Here is a 20,780-nt window from a genome sequence, read left to right as displayed (position 1 = left end):
GAGATCAGAATACATTTATGTCAGCAAAAGAACGATTTCTGCAAAAACTCCAGGATGCCCGGCCACAGGCAAGCAGCTATGCGACAAAGGGGCTGGCCGATCTGGCCGAATTTCGCCAGCGCCTGGGTGAATTCAGGGAAAAGATTGAAACCTGGCTGGCAGGAACGGGGATCCGCCTCGCTGACGTTCAATGCACGTTGACAGAAATCCTCATCAGCAACGCTGCGTTCCCGATCCCCTGCTTTGCGCTTCATTATGAAAACCGGATGGTGAAATTCACCCCGGTGTTTCTGTACGGGCAGGGCGTGACAGGCTGTGTGGAAGCCACTCTGGTTGTCGGAGGACAGTCTTCTGCTTTAGGCAGGCTATTCATGCGCTCGGCCGAAAGTGCTGAGTGGACGTATACATCCGCCTGCACGCCAGCAGGCCGGCGAGCAGTATTCGATGAGGACGCCTTCTTTGTGATGGTTGACGCTCTGTTACCCTGACAGGTAATAGGCTTTTGCCTGCACCAGGCTCATCACTTCTCCATATGCCCGCATGCTCAGGGATAACGACATAATGCGAAGCACAGAACCACATCCTATCCGTACGGGAGGAGATCCCCGATCGTTCCCGGATTTCAGCGCCCTGCGCGATGAAATGAGTAAACAAACCCATCCGGCCAGGCCTGATATCCACTGGAGTGAGGTTGAAAAGCTGGCGCTGTCGCTGTTTGAGAAAAACGGCATCGAGCTCCAGACGGGGGCCTGGTATACCCTAGCCCGCAGCCACCTGGCGAAGTGTGCAGGTATGAACGAAGGGCTAAGCATTCTTGGTGCTATTCTGGGCCATCAGTGGGCGCAGTTCTGGCCACAGAGTCCGCATGCGCGCGTGGAGATCCTTGCGGGAATGTTCCAGCGATTGCAGAAAGTATTCCGTACATTCTCACTGGGGTCTGCCGATCGTTCGTCGCTGCTTAATCTGGAAAATACTCTGGGAGCGTTCAACGATTCCCTTGTTCGTCAGGAACTGCAGTCTGTAAGTCAGATAACACCGCTATTACAGCAGGTGCGCAGCGCTATTATGCGTCTTGAAAATGCATCCTCTCCGGAACTGGCATCAGCAGGTATAGCGCTCAGTGTGCCTGTTGAATCAGGGAGTGAGTCAGCAGAGCAACACGTTGGGGAACGTTCGCCACAGCTGGTTTATGTCATCAGGCAGGAGCCTGCTGTTCAGGTTGAGGTGCAACAGGATGCTTCACCGCCACCTAAATGGGGAAGAGCATTTGCCAGCGGAATGGCCGCAGCTTTTGTGGTCAGTGCGGTGGCCTTCACTGGCTGGCATTATTTTACTCATCCGTCGGCAGAGGCTCTGACAATCAATACTGCCCTGCAGCCTCTCCCACACCCGCTGACATCCACGGAGATTGCGTCGCTCAACGTCAATACAAAGAACGATAAACTGGCTGCTCGTTGGATTAGCCAGACATCAGCCCGCCTGAACACGCTGGCAGCACTGCCACCGGACTGGCGTATTCAGTATGGTCAGGGGCTGGTTTCTCAGGCGAATGCCCTCTGGCCAGAGCGGCCGGATGCGAAGCAACTGGAGACACAGTGGCAGCAGCAGCTGGCGCTGAACGGGATTTCAGCGGATTCCCTTAACGGATGGCACGAAGGGATGAGTAAACTGCAGGAACTGACGACGCAGCTTAATGCGCTTGATGGTCAGAGAGGAAAATACATTACCGTCAGTGAGCTTAAATCGCAGGTCTTTGGCATGCTGACAAGCTTCCGCCAGACCGTGCCGGTGGAAGAACAGTTTCGGCAGTTGAAGCTGCTCCCTGAAGACTCGCTGCAGCGTCAGCAGCAGATTCAGCAGGCTGAGCAGCACCTCCGGGCTCAAATCTCTACGTTGGCGCAGGAAAAACAGCGTGACTAATACCAGGGAGGTCTGACATGGTGGATAAAACGCAGCGTCACCGTAATCACTGGACACAGTGGACGGTCGCCGAAATTACGTTTGTGGAACAACACTATGGCCAACTGTCTGCCCGTGAAATCGGGGAGCGGATAGGCCGGTCTGCCAATGGGGTGGCCCGGATTGTTCAGCTTTACGGTCTGTCCCGTGGCGTGGCACCGACCTGGTCGGAAGAGGAGCTGGCATTGCTCCAGACCCACTATGCAGAAGGCATAGAGTATGTCATATCACTCTTGCCCGGGCGTTCACGCAAGGCTATCTTCCGGCAGGCGTCCCTTGCTGGGCTCACTAGTCGCAGTAGCTGGAGCCGTGAAGATAAGTCCTTTCTGGTAAAGCATTACGGCAATCTGCCAACAAAAGAAATTGCCACCAGACTGGGCAGAAGCGTCAGTGCGGTGAGGGCGGCAGTGGTCAAATTTGACCTTGGAACAGGGAAAAACAGACCCTGGTCGGAAAGGGAACTAGTGTTTATGCAGGCGCACTACACTGGGTTTTGTCTGTTTACAAAAAAAGAAGGGATACGCTGAGGCTCAGCCCTTTTATGGGCTGAGCTTTTATACCATTGTAGTTTTATAAGTATCTTCTTGCCCATAGGAGAAGTCAGCACACCAATGCATCGTTCCCCCTCCTTCTACAAGACTGCTTTTAATTCGAACCACTATCCTGAGTGAAGTTTCGCAAAGTCAAAGGGGCTTACTGGTTTCTCCTCATTTGCATCCAGAAAATCAGCCCACCATTGCAGCATCAGCCTTCGCTCATCCAGAAACTCCGCTTTATGGATATAAGCCGCACGTACGCCATTTCGCTCCTGATGGCTCATTTGGCGTTCAACAGCGTCCCTTGACCATAACCCTGACTCAATCAACGAACTGCAGGCCATTGCCCGGAAGCCGTGACCACAGACATCGACCTTTGTATCGTAGCCCATCAGCCGCAGTGCGTTATTCACCGTGTTCTCACTCATGGGTTTCCATGGATTGTGATCGCCGGTGAAAATCAGTTCATGTTCTCCGCTGATAGTGTGGATCTGTTGTAGTATATTCAGCGCCTGAGTAGAGAACGGCACAAGATGCTCTGTTCGCATTTTTGAGCCACGATGGGAATACTTGACCCCTTCAATAGGTTTCCGCTCAGGAGGAATGGCCCACATGGCTTTCTCAAAGTCGATCTCAGACCACCTGGCAAAGCGTAGTTCACTGGAACGGATGAAGATAAGCAGGGTGAGTTTAGTTGCCAGCCGGGTGAGAGGTTGTCCTCTGTATGCATCCAGTCGTTCAAGAAGCTCTGAAATGCGATTTAAGGCGAGGGCAGGGCGGTGCTGGCGTTTCACCGTGGTTAACGCGCCAGCCATATCCACGGCAGGGTTATAGGTGATAATGCCTGACTGGGCAGCATAGCGCATGATTGCAGTGATACGCTGCTGAAGGCGCGCTGCAATCTCATAGATCTCTTTGGCTTCGGCAGCCTTTACTGGAACAAGTAAATCGGGAGTCCTGAGGGTGGTAATGTCACGTGAGCCAATAAAGGGAAACACATGAGTTTCGAGGCTTTTCAGTATTTTCTCACTATGTGAGGCTGACCATTTTTTGTTGCTCTTATGCCACTGCCTTGCGATGCCTTCAAATGTCTGAGCTACATCGGGTACTGACTTTTTGATGCGTTTCTGTTCGCACGGGTCAATCCCTTCAGCTATTTGTTTTCTCGCGGCATCACGTTTTTCCCTTGCTTCTGATAACGAGACTTCAGGATAGACGCCCAGAGCAAGTGTTTTCTCTTTGCCCAGAAACCGGTAGCGGAGCCGCCAGTAGCGCGAGCCGTTAGGGTGAACGAGCAAAAACATGTTGCCGCTGTCGGCAAGTTTATAAGGTTTTTCATCCGGTTTAGCTGCACGGATTTTAGCGTCAGTGAGCGCCATTGGCGGTATCTCCTGATAGTAAAAGGGGTATAAATTTTAGCGAATCAGACTATACCCTCAGTTGTACCCTCGCAAGGGACTTGATGCGGGTTGAAGTTGATTGAGTTGGGTGGAGTTAAGGGATTGTAGAGGTGTTGGTTTTGGCGGGCTTAGAATGCAAAAACGGACCTCCATGGAGGTCCGTTGATATGAATTTGGTGCCCGGACTCGGAATCGAACCAAGGACACGGGGATTTTCAATCCCCTGCTCTACCGACTGAGCTATCCGGGCAACGGGGCGCATTAAACCGTAAAGGCTCGCTGGCGTCAACGGCTTTCTGTCGCAAAGTGGTGCGGTTGCTCTATTTTTATTCAGGTTTGTGTGGGTAATGGCTACGTCACCGCTGTGGGCTCGGGCGGTAGCGGTAGCAGGCCGTTACATTATGCTCACGGCCACCTCCATCTATTCTTTTGCCGGGTGATTAATCACTTAAATAACAGTTGATTAAGTTAACTTCTTGTTGAGGGGAAATCGAACAATTGTTACTTGAACCCCATAAAGAAACGTGTAATCATTGCGCAAATTTTAGCATTTACATCACGGTGATATCGCTCATCAACGTTAGAGGACTGCAGGCATGACTGGTTGGATTGTTCAGGCGCTTTCGCGCACCAGACATCTGATGATGCCCTCGCTCCGCCGTGATTTCTCCCGCACGCTGTATACCCGATTACCTTCGCCCCCCATGCGGTGAGGGCGCCGCTATGCTCGCTGTTAGGCATTATTAAAAATAGCGCTGTGGCGCTGATTTTACTGATGTCTATCGGTTGTGGCTGAACCCAGTCCCCGATAACTGCCTGCGCTCAACGCATCAGGCTGGCCGCGCTTGCAGATAAGCTGCAATGCGAGCATCACATGGCCGGGGTAGCCTTTGTTATCCTTTAACGTATGTGCCTGTGGCACACCTCATCCTTAACAGTTTGAGAGTTCGCTTTATGAAAGAATTGAAAATAGCAACAAGCGCCAATCTGGTCGCCAGCATTGAAACCCTGCGTCAGGTTGTGCGCATCGAACAGACCGACTACACCGACGTTGCCGCGGCGGTGGTGTCTGTGGCTGATGTGAATGCCGGTATTCTGGCTGAACTGAAGGCCACCGGGTTTGATATCCCAACGTTTGTTGCTGTTGAAGGGGACGAACACCTGTCCCCGGATTTCCTGCCGTTGATTACCGGCGTGTTTGCGCTAACGCCTGCCACCAAAGCGTTTTATATGGCGCAGTTGGAAGCGGCCGCGGATACCTATGAGCAGGCATTGCTGCCGCCGTTCTTCAGCACCCTGAAAACCTATGTGGAAATGAAAAACGCCACCTTTGCCTGCCCCGGCCACCAGGGCGGCGAGTTTTTCCGCAAGCACCCGGCGGGGCGCAAGTTCTTCGAGTTTTATGGCGAAACCCTGTTCCGCTCCGACATGTGCAACGCGGATGTCAAACTTGGCGATTTGCTGATCCATGAAGGATCGGCCAAGGATGCGCAAAAGCACGCGGCGCGCGTGTTCAACGCCGATAAGACCTATTTTGTGCTCAACGGCACCTCGGCGGCGAATAAAGTGGTGACCAATGCGCTGCTGACGCGTGGCGATCTGGTGCTGTTCGATCGCAACAACCATAAATCCAACCACCACGGCGCGCTGATCCAGGCCGGCGCCACGCCGGTGTATCTGGAAACCGCCCGCAACCCGTTTGGCTTTATCGGCGGCATTGATTCGCACTGCTTCAACGAAGGCTATCTGCGTGAACAGATCCGCGAAGTGGCGCCCGAGAAGGCCAACCTGGCGCGGCCGTTCCGCCTGGCTATCATCCAACTTGGCACCTATGACGGCACCATCTACAACGCCCGGCAGGTGATCGACACCATCGGCCATCTGTGCGATTACATTCTGTTTGATTCTGCCTGGGTGGGTTACGAAGGCTTTATCCCGATGCTGAAAGAGTGCTCGCCGCTGCTGCTGGAACTGGATGAGCACGATCCCGGCATCTTTGTCACGCAATCTGTGCATAAGCAGCAGGCGGGGTTCTCGCAAACGTCGCAGATCCATAAAAAAGACGATCACATCAAGGGGCAAAAACGGCATTGCAACCATAAGCACCTAAACAACGCTTTTATGCTGCATGCCTCAACCAGCCCGTTTTATCCGCTGTTTGCCGCGCTGGACGTTAACGCCAAAATGCATGCCGGCGCCGCTGGCCGCCGGATGTGGATGGACTGCGTGTATCTGGGGATCGAGGCGCGCAAGCAACTGTTGGCGCGCTGCGAAATGCTGAAGCCGTTTATCCCACAGCAGGTGGCCGGCAAGCCCTGGCAGGATTATGAAACCAGCACTATCGCTAACGATGCGCGCTTCTTCAGCTTTGTGCCGGGCGAACATTGGCACGGTTTTGCCGGCTATGCGCAGGATCAGTACCTGGTCGATCCGTGCAAACTGCTGCTGACCACGCCGGGGATTGATGCCGCAACCGGCCAATACACCGAGTTTGGTATCCCGGCCACCATTTTGGCCAACTTCCTGCGCGAAAACGGCATCGTGCCGGAGAAATGCGATCTCAACTCGATCCTGTTCCTGCTCACGCCAGCGGAGAACCCGGCTAAGATGGAACTGCTGGTGGATATGCTGGTGCAGTTTGAGCGCTATGTTGCGGAGGATGCGCCGTTGAGCGAGGTATTGCCGACGGTCTATCGCAAGAACGAGCAGCGTTACCGTGGCTACACCATTCGCCAGCTGTGCCAGGAAATGCACGATCTGTACGTGAGCTATGATGTGAAGCAACTGCAGAAAGAAATGTTCCGCCAGGCCCATTTCCCACCGGTGATGATGAACCCGCAGGATGCCAACGTGGAGTTTATTCGCGACAACGTGGAACTGGTGCCGATCGGCCAGGCGGCGGGGCGTATCGCCGCCGAAGGGGCGCTGCCTTACCCGCCGGGCGTACTGTGCGTGGTGCCGGGGGAAGTCTGGGGCGGTGCGGTGCAGCGCTATTTCCTGGCGCTGGAAGAGGGGATTAACCGGTTGCCGGGGTTCTCGCCGGAACTGCAGGGCGTTTATATCGAGAAAAAAGACTACGGCTGGAAGCGGATTTTCGGCTATATGATCAAGCAGTAACAATAAGGGCCGGCGATAAACCGGCCCTTATTGTATTCGGGGGCCCATCACAGTGATTGCCCCCGTTGGCGCTACCTGCGGCGGTAGCTTTTCTGCGCGGTGTTAACCTTCACCAGATAACGGCGCGATTCAGCCGCCGGGTGCTTGGTGGTCAGCGTCTGGTACACGTCGCCAGGCTGCATGCTATTGATAATATCAACGGCACGCGAACGATCGCTGGAGAACACCCGCAACACGCTGCCGGCGCCGCCGTTATAGGCGGTGATCACCGCGTAGCGGCGCGACGTCGGGTTCTGAATGCCGCCCAGATAGGTGCCCTGCAGCAGCGCCAGATAGGCGGTGCCGGTATCGATGTTGTTTTCCGGATCGAACAGGTAGCTACGGCTTGGCGTGCCCCATTTCCCGCGCAGTTTAAACACATCCTTGCCGGCGGTGTGTTGCACCACCTGCATCAGGCCAAGCGCGTCTGATCCGCTCACCGCATAGGGGTTGAAGCTGGATTCCGTCTGCATGATGGCCAGGATCAGCGATTCTTCCACACCGTATTTTTCCGATGCCTTGCGCACCATCGGCAGGTATTTGTGCGCACGTTTATCCAGGTGGTTTGGCACCAGTTGGATGGTTACGGAGTAAATCACGTGCAAGCCGGAGTTGCGTTTTTGCAGCTTGGTTTGCACCAGATAATCGGCAAAGTGCGCAGCGCGCCATTCCCAGCGGATCGGCTCGCCATTGTTATCCAGCACCTGGCCGTACAGGAACGGCTCTTTACTGATCTGGATATCATTGGCGTCGGAATAGAGATCCACCGAGCCCGGATCGTCGCCCATCAGCAGGGTGGTGATAATCGCCTTGCGCAGGCTGGCGGCCGGATCGGTTGGCGAGATGGTCTCGAACGTAATGGTACCGGCATCAAAGTTGATGTGGCTACGCGTCAGGTACTGGTCGGTATATTTTACGTAATCTTTTGGCCCGGCGATCAGTACCTCGTTCAGCCCCCAAATATTCTCAATGTTATGGGCAAATTGGCCCATCAGGATGTCGAAGGCGTTGGTGTCTTTCACCCAGGCTTCGTTGTACTCATCGCTTTTTTTACCGGAACAGGAAATCAGTAAGGGTGCTATCACTAGCAAAGCTAAAATTTTCTTCATCTTAAGCCGTATCATGATGAATTATATAAATATATTCAGGGGCCAGCGCCAGGCCCCGAAACACCTATTCGCTCGGTGGCGTGTAGCCTTCGATGTGGACGTCGTGCCCTTCAAACAGGAATTTGGTCATCTCGCCTTCCAGAAGCTTGCGATCCTCCGGGTTCATCATGCTCAGCTTTTTCTCGTTAATCAGCATGGTTTGTTTTTTCATCCATTCTGCCCAGGCTTCTTTCGAGATTTCGTTAAAAATGCGTTTGCCGATTTCACCCGGATAGAGTTGAAAGTCCTGGCCTTCGGCTTCCCGCTGCAGGTAAGTACAAAAGATGGTTCTGCTCATGCTAATTCCTCATCAATGGCGCTGTTACCAAATAAACTGTGTTGGATCGGGTGCTTTGCCAACTGCAATAGCAGGCGCTCTACCGGCGCGGCGAGCCCAACCGATGGCGGCTGCGCTAAGTTATACCAGAGACCGTTTCCCTCATCCATGCCGCAGCCAGGCTTATCGAGCGGCTGCCACATAGGCACAATATCCAGGTGGAAATGGCTGAAGGTATGGCGAAATGCGTTGAGCTGTACCAAACGGCTGCCTTTCAGACCACGTTGTTGCAGCCAGAGTTCCAAATCGGCCTCGGCGGTGAACTGCGGGAAGCAAAACAGGCCGCCCCACAGGCCAACGGCGGGGCGCTGTTCCAGCCATACACGATCGCCGTGCTGCAACAGTAAAAAGTAGGCGGTTTTTTCCGGCAGCGTCTGCTTGGGTTTCTTGCCTGGGTATTTTGCCCAGCTATGATTAGCGTAGGCCATACAGCCGGTATTGAGCGGGCACAGTTCGCATTTGGGGCGGGAGCGGGTGCACACCATCGCGCCCAGATCCATCATCGCCTGGTTGAACTGGCCAACGCCCTGCGCCGGGGTGACGTCGGTGCTGATTTGCCATAGGCGGTTTTCCACCTCTTTTTTTCCTGGCCAGCCTTCCACCGCGTAGCAGCGCGCCAGCACGCGTTTTACGTTGCCGTCGAGGATCGGATAATGCTGCCCAAGCGATAAAGACAGGATGGCGCCGGCCGTTGAGCGGCCGATGCCGGGCAGCGCGGCAATTTCTTCAAAGGTGGTCGGGAATTCGCCGCCGTGCTGTGCCACAATAGTTTGCGCTGCCTTATGCAAATTTCTGGCCCGCGCGTAGTAGCCAAGCCCGGTCCACAGGTGCAGCACTTCGTCCAGCGGCGCTTCAGCCAAGGCGCGCACGTTGGGGAAGTGGGCCATAAAACGCTGGAAATAGGGAATAACGGTGGCCACCTGGGTTTGTTGCAGCATCACCTCAGAGAGCCACACCTGATAAGGCGTTTTATCCAGTTGCCACGGCAGCGTTTTACGGCCGCAGCGTTGATACCATTCAAGCACCAGGTGCGAGAACTGCTGTGCTTGCATCATAAGTGGGTTTCGTGTTCGGCAGACAAATTAAATTAAAGCGCGATTGCAGCATAGAGTCAGTGGGCTGTAAACCGGAACTTTCCTACGCTGGCAGTCCGGCTGCCGCAAGCGGCAACTTTATCGGCGCAACCATGCCGTTAACCAATAAGTAGGTTGTATTGTTTTTGTATCTTTGCATAATGCGCGTTTCCTTCATTGGCAGCCAAACAGACAGAAAACACGATGATTAATGACGTCATATCCCCGGAATTTGATGAGAACGGCCGCCCAATGCGCCGTATCCGCAGTTTTGTCCGCCGCCAGGGGCGGTTAACCAAAGGCCAGCAGCACGCGCTGGATAACTATTGGCCGGTGATGGGCGTGGAATATCAGACTGAACCGGTCGATCTGGCGGCGCTGTTCGGGCGCGAAGCGCCGGTGGTGCTGGAAATCGGCTTTGGCATGGGGGCTTCGCTGGTCACGATGGCGAGCAATAACCCGCAGCAGAATTTCCTGGGGATTGAAGTCCATTCCCCTGGCGTGGGCGCCTGCCTGGCCGACGCCCATGAAGCGGGCCTCGGCAACCTGCGCGTGATGTGCCATGACGCGGTGGAAGTGCTGGAAAACATGATCCCGGACGGCTCGCTGGATATGGTGCAGCTGTTTTTCCCGGATCCCTGGCATAAAGCGCGCCACAACAAGCGCCGTATCGTGCAGACGCCGTTTGTGGAATTGGTGCTGCGCAAGCTGAAAGTCGGCGGCGTATTCCATATGGCGACCGATTGGCAGCCCTACGCAGAACATATGCTGGAGGTTATGCGCGGCGTCGCGGCGTACCGTAACCTTTCGGCCGATAATGATTACGTACCGCGGCCGGATTCACGGCCGTTAACCAAATTTGAATTACGTGGCCAACGTCTGGGGCATGGCGTTTGGGATTTGATGTTTGAGAGGAGAGCATAATGGCTAAGAACCGCAGTCGTCGTTTACGCAAGAAGTTACACATTGATGAGTTTCAGGAGCTGGGTTTCTCTGTTGCCTGGAGCTTTGCGCCCGGCACCAGCGTTGAGGATATCGACAGTACGCTGGACGCGTTTATTGACGACGTGATCGAACCCAATAGCCTGGCCTTTGACGGCAGCGGTTACCTGCGCTGGGAAGGGCTGATCTGCCTGCAGCAAATCGGCCATTGCACCGAGCAGCATCGCGAACTGGTGAAAAACTGGCTGGAAGCGCGTGGCCTGGTTGAGGTTAAAGTCAGCGATTTGTTCGATATTTGGTGGGATTGATATTGCCTGGCGCGGGGCGCAAAGCGCCCCGATATAGCGCCGGTGCGGCAGACTGGGCGCCCAGCCTGTTTTTGATAGGATGGCCAGGTGCCTGTTTGCGATGTGTGGAGTGGCGGGGTGGTTACAGCATTAAACAACGCGTTGCTGGATGAGATCCTGCAACAGGTTCGCCCGTTGATTGGCAAAGGCAAGGTGGCGGGCTATATCCCGGCGCTGGCCGAAGTCCCGGCCGATCGGCTGGGCATCGCCGTGTGTACCGTTAACGGCGACATGTTTCAAGCCGGCGACGCCGGCGAGCGCTTTTCAATTCAGTCGATTTCCAAGGTGCTTAGCCTGACGCTGGCGCTGACGCGCTACCAGGAAAGCGAGATCTGGCAGCGGGTGGGGAAAGAGCCTTCCGGCCTGCCGTTCAATTCGCTGTTGCAACTGGAGATGGAGCAGGGCAAGCCGCGTAACCCGTTTATCAACCCGGGGGCGCTGGTGGTCTGCGACATGCTGCAAACCCGGCTCAGCGCGCCGAAACAGCGGATGCTGGAGGTGGTGCGTCAGCTCGCCTGTGAAGACGATCTGGCCTACGACGCGCGCGTGGCGCGTTCGGAGTTTGAACATTCCGATCGCAATGCCGCGATTGCCTATCTGATGAAGTCGTTCGGCAACTTTGAAAACGATGTGCTCACCGTTTTACGCACCTATTTTCATTACTGCGCACTGCGCATGAACTGCGTCGAACTGGCGCGCTGCTTTATCTATCTGGCTAACCACGGCCGCGATTTGCAGGGCAAGGCGGTGATTAGCCCGCTGCAATCGCGCCAGATTAACGCCCTGATGATGACCAGCGGCATGTACGACGGCGCCGGCGAATTCGCCTACCGCGTCGGGATGCCGGGCAAGTCTGGCGTGGGCGGCGGCATTATCGCCATCGTGCCGGAGGAGATGGCGATTGCGGTATGGTCGCCGGAGCTGGATCCTTCCGGTAACTCGCTGGCGGGAACTGCAGCGCTGGAGTTGTTGTCTGAACGAATCAACCGTTCAATTTTTTAGTGCCACCTCGGAAGGGAGTCAGAAGACGATATGTTAAAGAAAACCGGGTTAGCCTTATTGCTGCTGGTGGTCGGGCAGGCGCATGCCGCTTATCAGTGCAGCGTAAAGCCCCAGGATGATGTGATTATCAGTCCGCATAACGTCCAGGTGGTCGGCGCCGGCGGCGATCTGCAAATCTCACCGGACGGTGATGTGATCCGCAATGGCAAAACGCTCAGCCTGGACGACACCCAGCGCCAAAAGGCGTTCAGCTACCAAAGCGCACTGCGCAAAGATCTGCCGTGGATCGATCGCGGCGCCGCCCAGCATCTGGAAAAGGCGCGCGTGGCGCTGGATCGCGTGATTGTCGAACAGTTGGGTAGCGGCAGCAACGTGCGCAATCGCCTGAGCACCCTTAACGATCAGCTTAAACAGCAGATGGGGCGCATTATCGAACACCGTAGCGATGGCCTGGCCTTTCATCACAAGGCGATCGATCAGGTGGAACAGGACGGCCGCAATATCGTGCAGCAAAGCATGGGCGGCGTGTTGCAAGACAGCCTGAATGAGATGGGGGTGAAGCAGGTGGCCAATAGCAACGGCAACCCGCTGCAGGCCATTATGGGCAACCTGGGCGGGCTGCAGCAGGCCATTCAAAACGAGTGGAACAATCAGGAACAGGATTTTCAGAATTTTGGCCGCGATGTGTGCAACCGCGTCATCGCCCTGGAAAACCAGCGTAAAGATTTACTCAACGTCTTGAAATAACTGCATTGTGGTTAACGGGCAGGGGGCACCCCCTGCCGACGTTATTCATCCGCCAAAAACAGTTCCAACAGTGAATTGAGGAACAGTTTGCCTTTCTCGGTAATTTGCCAGTGCTCTGGCGTTTCAATCAGATAGCCCTTGGCCAGCGCTTCATCCAACTGCGGGCGGATCACGCTTTCCGCTAACCCGGTGTAATGGCAAAAATCGGCGCGCGGCGCCGCTTCCAGCAGCCGAAAACGATTCATGAAGAATTCAAACGGCCGTTCCTCGGCGCAAACGTCATACTGCCGGGCCATATAGTCCCCGCGCATAAAGCCGCGTGGATGCTTGGTCTTGATAGTGCGCAGAATGCGCCCATCGCTGAAGGTCAGTTTGCCGTGGGCGCCGCAGCCAATCCCCAGGTAGTCGCCAAAGCGCCAATAGTTGAGGTTGTGCTGGCACTGATAGCCCGGCTTGGCATAGGCCGAGGTTTCATATTGCTGATAGCCGGCGGCGCTCAGCAGCGCATGCCCCTGCTGGAAGATATCCCACAGCGCGTCGTCATCCGGCAGCACCGGCGGGCGCGAGCTGAACAGCGTGTTGGGTTCGATGGTCAACTGATACCAGGACAAGTGCGGCGGGTTGAGGGCAATGGCCTGGCGCAGATCGTCCAGCGCTTCTTCCAGCGATTGGTCCGGCAGGCCGTGCATCAGATCAAGGTTAAAGCTGCGCAGCCCCAGCCCAGTGGCTAACCGGGCTGCGCGCCGGGCCTCTTCCGGGCCGTGAATGCGCCCCAGGCGCGTTAATTTCTCTGCGCTGAAGCTCTGCACCCCAATCGAAATGCGGTTCACCCCGGCCTGTTGGTAGCCGCTGAAGCGATCGGCTTCGACGGTGCCGGGGTTGGCCTCCATGGTGATCTCGGCATCGGCCGCCACCGGGATGCGCGCACGCACGCCATCCAGCAATGCCTGCATCGCATCGGCCGACAGCAGGCTTGGCGTGCCGCCGCCGATAAAAATGGTGCTGACGCCGCGGCCGCTGGTTAGCGGCAGATCGGCGCTCAGATCCGCCAGCAGATGATCGACATATTCCCGGTGCGGCACCTCGCCTTTCAGGGCGTGCGAGTTGAAATCGCAGTACGGGCATTTTTGCACGCACCAGGGAATATGGATATACAGGCTGAGCGGCGGCAGGCGCAGGGCATTACTTGGCATTACGCAGGGCTTCCAGCATCAGGGTTAACGCCTTGCCACGGTGCGACACGGCGCTTTTCTCTTCGCGGGTCAGCTCGGCGGCGGTGCGCCCCAGTTCCGGCACGTAGAAAATAGGATCGTAGCCAAAGCCGCCCTGGCCGGCCGGTTCGGCGGTAATCTCACCGGCCCAGCTGCCGTGGAACACCAGCGGCGTTGGATCTTGCGCGTGGCGCAGATAAACCAGCACGCAGTGGAACTGCGCGCCGCGGCTGCCCGGCGGCACGTCTTTCAGCGCCGCCAGCAGTTTTTCCAGGTTTTGTTGATCGCTGGCGTCCTCGCCGGCGTAGCGTGCGGAATAGATGCCCGGCGCGCCGCCCAGGGCATCCACAGCCAGGCCGGAATCGTCGGCAATGGCCGGCAGGCCGGTAACCTGAGCGGCATGGCGCGCCTTCAGGATCGCGTTTTCAATAAACGTCAGGCCGGTTTCCTCGGCGGATTCCACCCCCAGATCGGTCTGGGCGACCACATCCAGGCCGAAATCGGCCAGCAGGCTGGCAAGCTCGCGTACCTTACCGGGATTGCCGGTGGCAAGAACCACTTTTTGCATGATGAGACTACCTTGAAAATTATTCGATGAGTGCAGCGACCACGGCGGGGATCTGTTGCGGGTTCATGATGCGCAGCTGTTTGTGCCGCCCCAGATCGCCTTTCTCGATGATGACGTTGCTTTTCGCCACTTTGAACTGCTTGGCGATGAACTTGATCAGATGGGCATTGGCCTGGCCGTCCACCGGCGGAGCCGTGATGGCGACTTTTAATTCGTCGCCATGCAGGCCAACAATCTGGTCGCGGCTGGCTTTCGGCTGAATATATAGCCTGAGCGCCAGCCCGTCCAGTAGAGGGGTTACCGCACTCACAGCAGGAACCAGATTTCGCCGAACAGATCCATCCCCAGGTAGTTGATCAGATAGAGGATCAGGATCACCACCATGGCGGAAAAATCAATGCCGCCCATCGCCGGGAGCACGCGGCGGATCGGCGCCATCAACGGCTCGGTAAGTTGATACATCACATAATCAAGCGGGTTGCGCCCCTGGCTTATCCAGCTCATCAGCGCGCGGATGATCATCACCCAGAAGATCAGGTAACCGGCCGACTTCACCAGCGAGATCAGGCCAAACAGCAGGTTATACGGGCTGAGCGCAATGGCGCCGCCCTGTATTAGCAGCAACAGCGGATACTTGATGGTCATCAACAAGAACGCCAGCAGCAGCGACGCGCTGTCGATCGGCCCCAGCGGCGGGATGATGCGGCGCAGCGGGCCCACCAAAGGCTGGGTGATCTTAACCACGAACTGTGAAAACGGGTTGTAGAAGTCGGTGCGCGCCCACTGCATCCAGATCCGCAGCAGGAGCACCATCACGTAAAGATCGATAACGGTTTTGACCAGAAAAGTCAGTGTCAGCATGTAGTGGCCTTTCTCCTTAGCGCCTATCCCGGTAGGCTATTTTGCTTGTGCTCGGCGGGATAGGCTGTGTTGGTGGTTTTATCGGTTAAAACAGCTTTTCCATTTCCTGCGCTCGGTTGACCGCAGCCTGCATCGCTTTGGCGACGGTTGCCGGCAGTTGCTGTTCATTGAACACCCGCAGCGCTTCGGCGGTGGTGCCACCTTTCGACGTCACCTGTTCACGCAGCGTGGAAAGCGGCGTATCCGGGTTGGCCTCAACCAGCGCGGCGGCGCCGGCGGCGGCCTGCTGCACCAGCTCACGTGCCGCCTGGCTGCTAAAGCCCATGCGTTCGGCTTCTTGTTGCATGGCTTCCATAAACAGGAAGAAGTAGGCCGGGGCGCTGCCGGCAGCGGCTATCACGCCATTGATGCCCTGTTCTTCATCCACCCAGCTCACTTTCCCCACCGCGCTCATCAGCGCGCTGGTGTAATCCCGATCGGCCTGGCTGACCTGCGGCGGCGCGTACAGGCCGCTCATGCCTTTGCCCACCAACGACGGGGTGTTGGGCATGATACGCACGATGCTCAGCTTATCGCCCAGCAACTGGTAAAAGCGGCTGACCTGCACCCCGGCCGCGATGGAAAGCACCAGCTTGCCGCTGAAATCCACCTGTTCCTGCAGTGGCTTGCAGACATCGGCCATCATCTGCGGCTTCACCGCCAGCACGATCACCTGCGCTTCGCGCGCGCAGGCGGCGTTGTCGCCGCTGCTGTTGATGCCGTATTCCGCCGCCAACGCATCCCGATTTTTCGCCGATGGGGCGCAGACGCTGATGGCGTTAGCCGGGTAGCCGCCGGCAACCAGGCCGGCGATAATCGCACGGGCCATATTGCCTGCGCCGATAAAGGTAATCTTGCGATGCTGCATCAAATCCCTCGTCTTTTCTGTCAGGCCTGTGAGTAATCACGGGCGCCAAAAATTGCGGTGCCAATACGCACCAGGGTACTGCCTGCGGCAATGGCCGCCGCCATATCATCCGTCATGCCCATAGACAGCGTATCCACCTGCGGGTAGTGCTGTTTCAACTGCAGGAACGCATCGTTCATCTGCTGGAAAACCGCCAACTGGCGCTGATAGTCCGTTTCTACCGCCGGGATCGCCATTAGGCCGCGCAGCCGAAGATGGGGCAGGGCGGTGACGGCCTGCGCCAGTGCCGGCAGCTCAGCCAATACAATGCCAGATTTGCTTGATTCATCGCTGATATTTATTTGAATCAGCACGTTTAGCGGCGCCATGCCCGCCGGGCGCTGTGCGCTCAGGCGTTGGGCGATGCGCAGACGATCGATGGTGTGGCACCAGGCGAAGTTCTCCGCCACCAGTCGGCTTTTATTGGATTGCAGCGGGCCGATAAAGTGCCACTCCAGCTCCGCGCCCTGCGGCAACTGACTAAAGTGCTGAATTTTATCCACGCCTTCCTGCACATAGTTCTCGCCAAAGGCGCGCTGGCCGGCGGAAATCGCTTCTGCGATCGCCGCCACAGGTTTAGTTTTGCTTACCGCAAGCAATATCACTTCTGCTGGATTGCGCGCGCAGCTTTGTGCAGCGGCCGCAATACGGCTCCTGACATCCTGCAGATTCTGTTGAATAGTGCTCATTATTGACCCAGGAGATTGAGATGGACATCAATGAATTTGTGGCCCTTAGTGTAAAGCATAATGCCTCTGATCTGCACCTTTGTACCGGCCATCTGCCGATGTTGCGTATTGACGGCCGGCTACAGCCGCTGCCCGGCGCGCTGCGATTAACCGCCACGGCCATGGCGGCGTTGTGTTCACAACTGTTAACGCCCACCGAACAACGGCGCCTGCGGCAGGAAGGCCAGCTCGACAAAGCCGTGGCGTTGCCCGGCGGCAGCCGGTTGCGGGCCAACGTTTTTTTGCAGCATCTGGGGGTGTCCATCGCCCTACGGCGTATTGCCGAGCGTTGCCCCACGCTGGAACAACTGCGGGCGCCGCCGATAATGGCCGCGCTGGCGCAGCGGGAAGACGGTTTGATCCTGGTGACGGGCGCCACCGGCAGCGGCAAATCGACGACGCTGGCGGCGATGATCGATCACATCAACCAACACCAGCCGCGCCACATCCTGACGCTGGAAGATCCCATCGAGTTTATTCACCACAGCCGCCGCGCGCTGATTCAGCAGCGTGAGCTGGGGCGGGATACGCCGGATTTTGACGGCGCACTGCGCGCCGCCCTGCGTGAAGATCCGGATGTGATTTTGCTGGGGGAACTGCGGGATACCGCCACCATTCGGCTGGCATTGACCGCCGCGGAAACCGGCCATCTGGTGTTGGCTACGTTGCATACCCGCGGTGCGGCACAGGCGGTGGAGCGGCTGGTGGACGTATTCCCGGCGGATGAGAAACCCTACGTGCGCGCCCAACTGGCGAACAGCCTGCAGGCGGTGATCGCCCAGCGGTTATTATGCCAACACCGCGCTGGCCGGGTGGCGGTATTTGAAATCCTGACCGCCACGGCGGCGGTCAGCAGTATGATCCGCGAAGGCAAAACGCATCAGCTCGCCAGCCTGCTGCAAACGGGTGCGCAGGCGGGCATGCAAACCTTTGAACAGGGCCTGCGGCAGCGGATCCAGGCCGGCCTGCTGGGGGCAGAGGCTAGCCCAGATGCTGCTCAAACCAGCTTTCCAGAATGACCACCGCAGAGGCCGAATCCACGCTGCCTTTGTCCAGCGCGCGGAAGCCGCCGCGATCGAACAGGTGCGCGCGTGCTTCAACGGTGCTCAGGCGTTCGTCATGCAGCGTAACTTCGCAGCCGAAGCGGCCATGCAGGCGGTTGGCAAACTTACGGGCGCGCGCGGTCAGCGGCTGTTCGGTGCCGTCCATGTTTAACGGCAGGCCGACGATCACCAAATCCGGCTGCCACTCTTTCAGCAGGCGCTCGATCTTCTGCCAGTCCGGGGTGCCGTCCTGCGCTTTGAATGCTGCCAGTGCTCGCGCGGTGCCGGTGATTTCCTGGCCGATGGCCGCGCCGATGCTTTTGGTGCCGAAATCAAAGGCGATAAGAGTACGGTTGCTCATCAGGCGTGCCCCGCATGGTTGGCGATGCTGCGGATATCTATTCCCAGGCGGTTTGCCGCTTCACGCCAGCGGCTGGCGATCGGCGTGTGGAACAGGATATCGGCATCGGCTTCGATGGTCAGCCAGGCATTTTCCAGCACTTCCTGTTCCAGTTGGCCTTTTTCCCAACCGGCATAGCCCAGCGCCACCAGCACGTCGGCCGGTTGCTCCGCCGTGCCGAGGGTTTCCAGCACGTCTTTTGAGGTGGTGATCATGGTATCGGCAGAGATCATGATGCTAGAGGCAAAGCCTTCACGGGGGGTGTGCAGAATAAAACCGCGATCGTCCGCCAGCGGCCCGCCGGCAAACACCGGTTTGTCCAGGCTTATGCCCGGATCGCGCGGGGAAGGGGCGATCTTCAACTTATGCAACACGCTTTCCACCGTAAATTGCTCCACCGGTTTATTGATCACCAACCCCATGGCGCCATCGTCGTTGTGCTCGCACAGGTAGATCACCGAATGCTTGAAACGGGGATCCTGCATGGTTGGCATGGCAATCAGGAAATGGTGTTGTAAATTCATCGTGTTATATAAGGCTCATCCGGTTGAAAGTGAGCAGCCGTAAGTCATGCGGCCTACAGTATGCACAGCACGGGCGGGGTTGGCGCCCGTGCTGGCGTTGGTTTTACCTGGCGGCCAAACGTTTTTCGATGGCGTCCATGAGCATGCCGGTAATCGAAACCGGGAACGCGGCCTCAATCTCGCGCACACAGGTTGGGCTGGTGACGTTGATTTCGGTCAGGCGATCGCCGATCACGTCCAGGCCAACGAAGATCAGGCCCTTTTCTTTCAGCGTCGGCGCAACGGCGCGGGCGATCGCCCAATCGCTTTCGCTCAGCGGGCGCGCTTCGCCGCGGCCGCCGGCCGCCAGGTTGCCGCGGGTTTCGCCCTGCGCAGGGATACGCGCCAGGCAATACGGCACGGGCTCGCCGTCCACCATCAGGATGCGTTTGTCGCCGTCTTTGATGGCCGGCAGGAAGTTCTGCGCCATGCAGAAGCGGCTGCCGTGCTCGGTCAGGGTTTCGATAATCACCGACAGATTAGGATCGTCTTGTTTCACGCGGAAAATCGATGCGCCGCCCATGCCGTCCAGCGGTTTGAGAATGATATCGCCGTGCTGCTGGTGGAATTGGCGGATATGCTGTGCGCTGCGGCTGACCAGTGTGTCCGGCGTCAGCTCTGGGAACCAGGCGGTGAACAGTTTCTCGTTGCAGTCACGCAGGCTTTGCGGCTTGTTGACCACCAGCGTGCCTTTGGCTTCCGCACGCTCCAGAATATAGGTGGCATAGATATATTCGGTATCAAACGGCGGGTCTTTGCGCTGCAAAATCACATCCAGCTCGTGCAGTGCCAGATCCTGCTCGGCGCCGAAACTGTACCAATCGGCCTTGTCTTCTTTGACGCTCAACAGGCGGGTGCGCGCGCGGCCTTCACCCTGATGCAGGTAAAGATCGTTCATCTCAATGTAGTGCAGCTCCCAGCCGCGGCGCTGTGCTTCAAGCAGCATGGCGAAGCTGGTGTCTTTTTTAATGTTGATGGATGAAATCGGATCCATCACGATGCCGAGCTTGATCATTCTTTCTCTTCTCCTTTAACCCAGATCGCCGAAACGCACCTGCAGAGCGGTAATTGCGGTGAGCGCTGTGGTTTCTGTACGCAGAATACGTGGCCCCAGCAGGATATCAGTAAATCCGTAACCTGTGGTCATCGCAATTTCGTCAGCGGATAAACCGCCCTCCGGCCCAATCAGCAGGCGGACATGATCCACCGGCAAGGGCAGCGTGTTGATACTGTGGTTGGCGCGTGGGTGCAAATTCAGTTTCAGGCTACCGTCCTGCTCGGCGCACCAGGCTTCCAGTTGCATCGCCGCGCGGATTTCCGGAATGCGGTTGCGGCCGCACTGTTCGCAGGCGGCAATGGCGATTTTTTGCCACTGTTGCGTCTTTTTCGCCAGCCGCTCGCCGTCCAGTTTTACGCCGCAACGTTCGGAAAACAGTGGGGTAATGACATTGACGCCGAGTTCGATCGATTTCTGAATGGTGAACTCCATCTTTTCACCGCGCGAGATCACCTGGCCAAGATGCAGGTTCAGCGGCGACTCGCGGTCTTCTGGCTGGCCCGCGCCCACCTGCACCCGCACACTTTTTTTATCCACATGGCTGATGGCGGCATCGAACACGCGATTGCTGCCATCGAACAGTTGCAGCGCCTGGCCAACGCCCATGCGCAGTACGCGCCCTACGTGGTTGGCGGCATCGTCGCTCAGCGCGATGTCGGTATTGGCGGCCAGCGGTTGCGGGTGATAAATGCGGGGTATACGCATAATGGTTGTTTGATCCTGATGAAAGCGCGCCGCATCCGGCGGCGCGGCGAA

The 20,780-nt window shown here is 57.1% G+C and carries 24 protein-coding genes and 1 tRNA gene; 10 read left to right on the top strand and 15 right to left on the bottom strand.

Going from position 1 to position 20,780, the window contains the following annotated elements; genetic code table 11:
• Nucleotides 1-17 precede the first annotated feature (17 nt).
• The 3 genes from ABFX35_RS11895 to ABFX35_RS11885 all read left to right on the top strand — a co-directional run bounded on the left by ABFX35_RS11895 (nucleotide 18) and on the right by ABFX35_RS11885 (nucleotide 2,486).
• Nucleotides 18-488 carry a hypothetical protein gene (locus tag ABFX35_RS11895; protein WP_346081207.1) on the top strand — a complete coding sequence of 157 codons (471 nt, stop codon included), beginning with the start codon at nucleotides 18-20 and terminating at the stop codon, nucleotides 486-488.
• 73 nt (nucleotides 489-561) lie between these two features.
• Complete coding sequence (locus ABFX35_RS11890; RefSeq protein ID WP_346081205.1) at nucleotides 562-1,920, top strand: VasL domain-containing protein; 1,359 nt, start codon at nucleotides 562-564, stop codon at nucleotides 1,918-1,920.
• 17 nt (nucleotides 1,921-1,937) lie between these two features.
• Complete coding sequence (locus ABFX35_RS11885) at nucleotides 1,938-2,486, top strand: hypothetical protein (RefSeq protein WP_346081203.1); 549 nt, start codon at nucleotides 1,938-1,940, stop codon at nucleotides 2,484-2,486.
• A gap of 131 nt (nucleotides 2,487-2,617) precedes the next feature.
• Here ABFX35_RS11885 and ABFX35_RS11880 read toward each other — a convergent pair whose 3' ends face one another.
• Nucleotides 2,618-3,874, bottom strand: a complete 1,257-nt coding sequence (locus tag ABFX35_RS11880) for a tyrosine-type recombinase/integrase (protein ID WP_346081201.1) — start codon at nucleotides 3,872-3,874, stop codon at nucleotides 2,618-2,620.
• A gap of 195 nt (nucleotides 3,875-4,069) precedes the next feature.
• A tRNA-Phe gene (locus ABFX35_RS11875) sits at nucleotides 4,070-4,145 on the bottom strand.
• Between the two features lie 346 nt (nucleotides 4,146-4,491).
• Here ABFX35_RS11875 and speFL point away from each other — a divergent pair.
• Complete coding sequence (gene speFL / locus ABFX35_RS24195) at nucleotides 4,492-4,608, top strand: leader peptide SpeFL (protein ID WP_428832188.1); 117 nt, start codon at nucleotides 4,492-4,494, stop codon at nucleotides 4,606-4,608.
• Between the two features lie 241 nt (nucleotides 4,609-4,849).
• Nucleotides 4,850-7,012: an ornithine decarboxylase SpeF gene (gene speF, locus ABFX35_RS11870; protein WP_346081199.1), complete on the top strand. Its 2,163-nt coding sequence runs from the start codon at nucleotides 4,850-4,852 to the stop codon at nucleotides 7,010-7,012.
• Nucleotides 7,013-7,083: 71 nt separating this feature from the next.
• Here the strand turns inward: speF and mltC are convergent, their stop codons facing one another.
• From mltC to mutY, 3 genes are all read right to left on the bottom strand, one after another.
• Nucleotides 7,084-8,160: a membrane-bound lytic murein transglycosylase MltC gene (gene mltC / locus ABFX35_RS11865; RefSeq protein ID WP_279022774.1), complete on the bottom strand. Its 1,077-nt coding sequence runs from the start codon at nucleotides 8,158-8,160 to the stop codon at nucleotides 7,084-7,086.
• Nucleotides 8,161-8,224: 64 nt separating this feature from the next.
• Nucleotides 8,225-8,497: an oxidative damage protection protein gene (locus ABFX35_RS11860; RefSeq protein ID WP_095847263.1), complete on the bottom strand. Its 273-nt coding sequence runs from the start codon at nucleotides 8,495-8,497 to the stop codon at nucleotides 8,225-8,227.
• Nucleotides 8,494-9,591, bottom strand: coding sequence for an A/G-specific adenine glycosylase (gene mutY / locus ABFX35_RS11855; protein WP_279022775.1), 1,098 nt, complete (start codon nucleotides 9,589-9,591; stop codon nucleotides 8,494-8,496). The genes ABFX35_RS11860 and mutY overlap by 4 nt, the downstream gene beginning before the upstream one ends.
• 222 nt (nucleotides 9,592-9,813) lie before the next feature.
• Here mutY and trmB point away from each other — a divergent pair, with 222 nt between their 5' ends.
• The 4 genes from trmB (at nucleotide 9,814) to ABFX35_RS11835 (ending at nucleotide 12,647) form a co-directional block, all read left to right on the top strand.
• Nucleotides 9,814-10,533, top strand: coding sequence for a tRNA (guanosine(46)-N7)-methyltransferase TrmB (gene trmB, locus ABFX35_RS11850; protein WP_121554461.1), 720 nt, complete (start codon nucleotides 9,814-9,816; stop codon nucleotides 10,531-10,533).
• Nucleotides 10,533-10,859: a YggL family protein gene (locus tag ABFX35_RS11845; protein ID WP_095847265.1), complete on the top strand. Its 327-nt coding sequence runs from the start codon at nucleotides 10,533-10,535 to the stop codon at nucleotides 10,857-10,859. The genes trmB and ABFX35_RS11845 overlap by 1 nt, the downstream gene beginning before the upstream one ends.
• A 117-nt stretch (nucleotides 10,860-10,976) precedes the next feature.
• The gene (glsB, locus tag ABFX35_RS11840) at nucleotides 10,977-11,900 is read left to right on the top strand and encodes a glutaminase B (protein ID WP_346081195.1); all 924 of its coding nucleotides are present in this window, start codon (nucleotides 10,977-10,979) and stop codon (nucleotides 11,898-11,900) included.
• Between the two features lie 30 nt (nucleotides 11,901-11,930).
• Nucleotides 11,931-12,647: a YggN family protein gene (locus tag ABFX35_RS11835; protein WP_346081192.1), complete on the top strand. Its 717-nt coding sequence runs from the start codon at nucleotides 11,931-11,933 to the stop codon at nucleotides 12,645-12,647.
• A 41-nt stretch (nucleotides 12,648-12,688) separates the two neighbouring features.
• On the opposite strand, the gene hemW is transcribed toward ABFX35_RS11835, so the two are convergent.
• The 6 genes from hemW to ABFX35_RS11805 all read right to left on the bottom strand — a co-directional run bounded on the left by hemW (nucleotide 12,689) and on the right by ABFX35_RS11805 (nucleotide 16,922).
• Complete coding sequence (hemW, locus tag ABFX35_RS11830) at nucleotides 12,689-13,840, bottom strand: radical SAM family heme chaperone HemW (protein ID WP_346081190.1); 1,152 nt, start codon at nucleotides 13,838-13,840, stop codon at nucleotides 12,689-12,691.
• On the bottom strand, nucleotides 13,830-14,426 hold the full coding sequence (locus ABFX35_RS11825; RefSeq protein ID WP_121554457.1) for an XTP/dITP diphosphatase: 597 nt from the start codon (nucleotides 14,424-14,426) through the stop codon (nucleotides 13,830-13,832). The genes hemW and ABFX35_RS11825 overlap by 11 nt, the downstream gene beginning before the upstream one ends.
• 19 nt (nucleotides 14,427-14,445) lie before the next feature.
• Nucleotides 14,446-14,736: a DUF167 family protein YggU gene (gene yggU / locus ABFX35_RS11820; protein ID WP_095847270.1), complete on the bottom strand. Its 291-nt coding sequence runs from the start codon at nucleotides 14,734-14,736 to the stop codon at nucleotides 14,446-14,448.
• On the bottom strand, nucleotides 14,733-15,287 hold the full coding sequence (locus ABFX35_RS11815; RefSeq protein ID WP_095847271.1) for a YggT family protein: 555 nt from the start codon (nucleotides 15,285-15,287) through the stop codon (nucleotides 14,733-14,735). The genes yggU and ABFX35_RS11815 overlap by 4 nt, the downstream gene beginning before the upstream one ends.
• A gap of 85 nt (nucleotides 15,288-15,372) precedes the next feature.
• Nucleotides 15,373-16,194, bottom strand: coding sequence for a pyrroline-5-carboxylate reductase (gene proC, locus ABFX35_RS11810; protein ID WP_095847272.1), 822 nt, complete (start codon nucleotides 16,192-16,194; stop codon nucleotides 15,373-15,375).
• Nucleotides 16,195-16,214: 20 nt separating this feature from the next.
• Nucleotides 16,215-16,922: a YggS family pyridoxal phosphate-dependent enzyme gene (locus tag ABFX35_RS11805; protein ID WP_346081186.1), complete on the bottom strand. Its 708-nt coding sequence runs from the start codon at nucleotides 16,920-16,922 to the stop codon at nucleotides 16,215-16,217.
• A 20-nt stretch (nucleotides 16,923-16,942) separates the two neighbouring features.
• On the opposite strand from ABFX35_RS11805, the gene ABFX35_RS11800 reads away from it, so the two are divergent.
• On the top strand, nucleotides 16,943-17,980 hold the full coding sequence (locus tag ABFX35_RS11800) for a type IV pilus twitching motility protein PilT (protein ID WP_346081184.1): 1,038 nt from the start codon (nucleotides 16,943-16,945) through the stop codon (nucleotides 17,978-17,980).
• Here ABFX35_RS11800 and ruvX read toward each other — a convergent pair.
• From ruvX to rsmE, 4 genes are all read right to left on the bottom strand, one after another.
• Nucleotides 17,943-18,365, bottom strand: coding sequence for a Holliday junction resolvase RuvX (ruvX, locus tag ABFX35_RS11795; RefSeq protein ID WP_095847275.1), 423 nt, complete (start codon nucleotides 18,363-18,365; stop codon nucleotides 17,943-17,945). The genes ABFX35_RS11800 and ruvX overlap by 38 nt on opposite strands.
• Complete coding sequence (locus ABFX35_RS11790) at nucleotides 18,365-18,928, bottom strand: YqgE/AlgH family protein (protein ID WP_346081181.1); 564 nt, start codon at nucleotides 18,926-18,928, stop codon at nucleotides 18,365-18,367. The genes ruvX and ABFX35_RS11790 overlap by 1 nt, the downstream gene beginning before the upstream one ends.
• Before the next feature lie 103 nt (nucleotides 18,929-19,031).
• Nucleotides 19,032-19,982, bottom strand: coding sequence for a glutathione synthase (gshB, locus tag ABFX35_RS11785; RefSeq protein ID WP_121554449.1), 951 nt, complete (start codon nucleotides 19,980-19,982; stop codon nucleotides 19,032-19,034).
• A 15-nt stretch (nucleotides 19,983-19,997) separates the two neighbouring features.
• Entirely contained in the window at nucleotides 19,998-20,729 is a 732-nt protein-coding gene (gene rsmE / locus ABFX35_RS11780; protein WP_346081179.1) for a 16S rRNA (uracil(1498)-N(3))-methyltransferase, read from the bottom strand.
• Between the last annotated feature and the right edge of the window lie 51 nt (nucleotides 20,730-20,780).

The organism is Gibbsiella dentisursi (genome assembly GCF_039539505.1).
Lineage (GTDB): Bacteria > Pseudomonadota > Gammaproteobacteria > Enterobacterales > Enterobacteriaceae > Gibbsiella > Gibbsiella quercinecans.
The sequence above is the reverse complement of the archived record's forward strand: the minus strand, read 5'-3'. Positions and strand labels throughout refer to the sequence as shown.

Excerpts from the sequence above, each read along its gene's own strand:
- ABFX35_RS11895 (WP_346081207.1), top strand. The coding sequence starts at position 18 with ATGTCAGCAAAAGAACGATTTCTGCAAAAACTCCAGGATGCCCGGCCA.
- ABFX35_RS11890 (WP_346081205.1), top strand. The coding sequence starts at position 562 with ATGCGAAGCACAGAACCACATCCTATCCGTACGGGAGGAGATCCCCGA.
- ABFX35_RS11885 (WP_346081203.1), top strand. The coding sequence starts at position 1,938 with ATGGTGGATAAAACGCAGCGTCACCGTAATCACTGGACACAGTGGACG.
- ABFX35_RS11880 (WP_346081201.1), bottom strand. The coding sequence starts at position 3,874 with ATGGCGCTCACTGACGCTAAAATCCGTGCAGCTAAACCGGATGAAAAA.
- speFL (WP_428832188.1), top strand. The coding sequence starts at position 4,492 with ATGACTGGTTGGATTGTTCAGGCGCTTTCGCGCACCAGACATCTGATG.
- speF (WP_346081199.1), top strand. The coding sequence starts at position 4,850 with ATGAAAGAATTGAAAATAGCAACAAGCGCCAATCTGGTCGCCAGCATT.
- mltC (WP_279022774.1), bottom strand. The coding sequence starts at position 8,160 with ATGAAGAAAATTTTAGCTTTGCTAGTGATAGCACCCTTACTGATTTCC.
- ABFX35_RS11860 (WP_095847263.1), bottom strand. The coding sequence starts at position 8,497 with ATGAGCAGAACCATCTTTTGTACTTACCTGCAGCGGGAAGCCGAAGGC.
- mutY (WP_279022775.1), bottom strand. The coding sequence starts at position 9,591 with ATGATGCAAGCACAGCAGTTCTCGCACCTGGTGCTTGAATGGTATCAA.
- trmB (WP_121554461.1), top strand. The coding sequence starts at position 9,814 with ATGATTAATGACGTCATATCCCCGGAATTTGATGAGAACGGCCGCCCA.
- ABFX35_RS11845 (WP_095847265.1), top strand. The coding sequence starts at position 10,533 with ATGGCTAAGAACCGCAGTCGTCGTTTACGCAAGAAGTTACACATTGAT.
- ABFX35_RS11835 (WP_346081192.1), top strand. The coding sequence starts at position 11,931 with ATGTTAAAGAAAACCGGGTTAGCCTTATTGCTGCTGGTGGTCGGGCAG.
- hemW (WP_346081190.1), bottom strand. The coding sequence starts at position 13,840 with ATGCCAAGTAATGCCCTGCGCCTGCCGCCGCTCAGCCTGTATATCCAT.
- ABFX35_RS11825 (WP_121554457.1), bottom strand. The coding sequence starts at position 14,426 with ATGCAAAAAGTGGTTCTTGCCACCGGCAATCCCGGTAAGGTACGCGAG.
- ABFX35_RS11815 (WP_095847271.1), bottom strand. The coding sequence starts at position 15,287 with ATGCTGACACTGACTTTTCTGGTCAAAACCGTTATCGATCTTTACGTG.
- proC (WP_095847272.1), bottom strand. The coding sequence starts at position 16,194 with ATGCAGCATCGCAAGATTACCTTTATCGGCGCAGGCAATATGGCCCGT.
- ABFX35_RS11805 (WP_346081186.1), bottom strand. The coding sequence starts at position 16,922 with ATGAGCACTATTCAACAGAATCTGCAGGATGTCAGGAGCCGTATTGCG.
- ABFX35_RS11800 (WP_346081184.1), top strand. The coding sequence starts at position 16,943 with ATGGACATCAATGAATTTGTGGCCCTTAGTGTAAAGCATAATGCCTCT.
- ruvX (WP_095847275.1), bottom strand. The coding sequence starts at position 18,365 with ATGAGCAACCGTACTCTTATCGCCTTTGATTTCGGCACCAAAAGCATC.
- ABFX35_RS11790 (WP_346081181.1), bottom strand. The coding sequence starts at position 18,928 with ATGAATTTACAACACCATTTCCTGATTGCCATGCCAACCATGCAGGAT.
- gshB (WP_121554449.1), bottom strand. The coding sequence starts at position 19,982 with ATGATCAAGCTCGGCATCGTGATGGATCCGATTTCATCCATCAACATT.
- rsmE (WP_346081179.1), bottom strand. The coding sequence starts at position 20,729 with ATGCGTATACCCCGCATTTATCACCCGCAACCGCTGGCCGCCAATACC.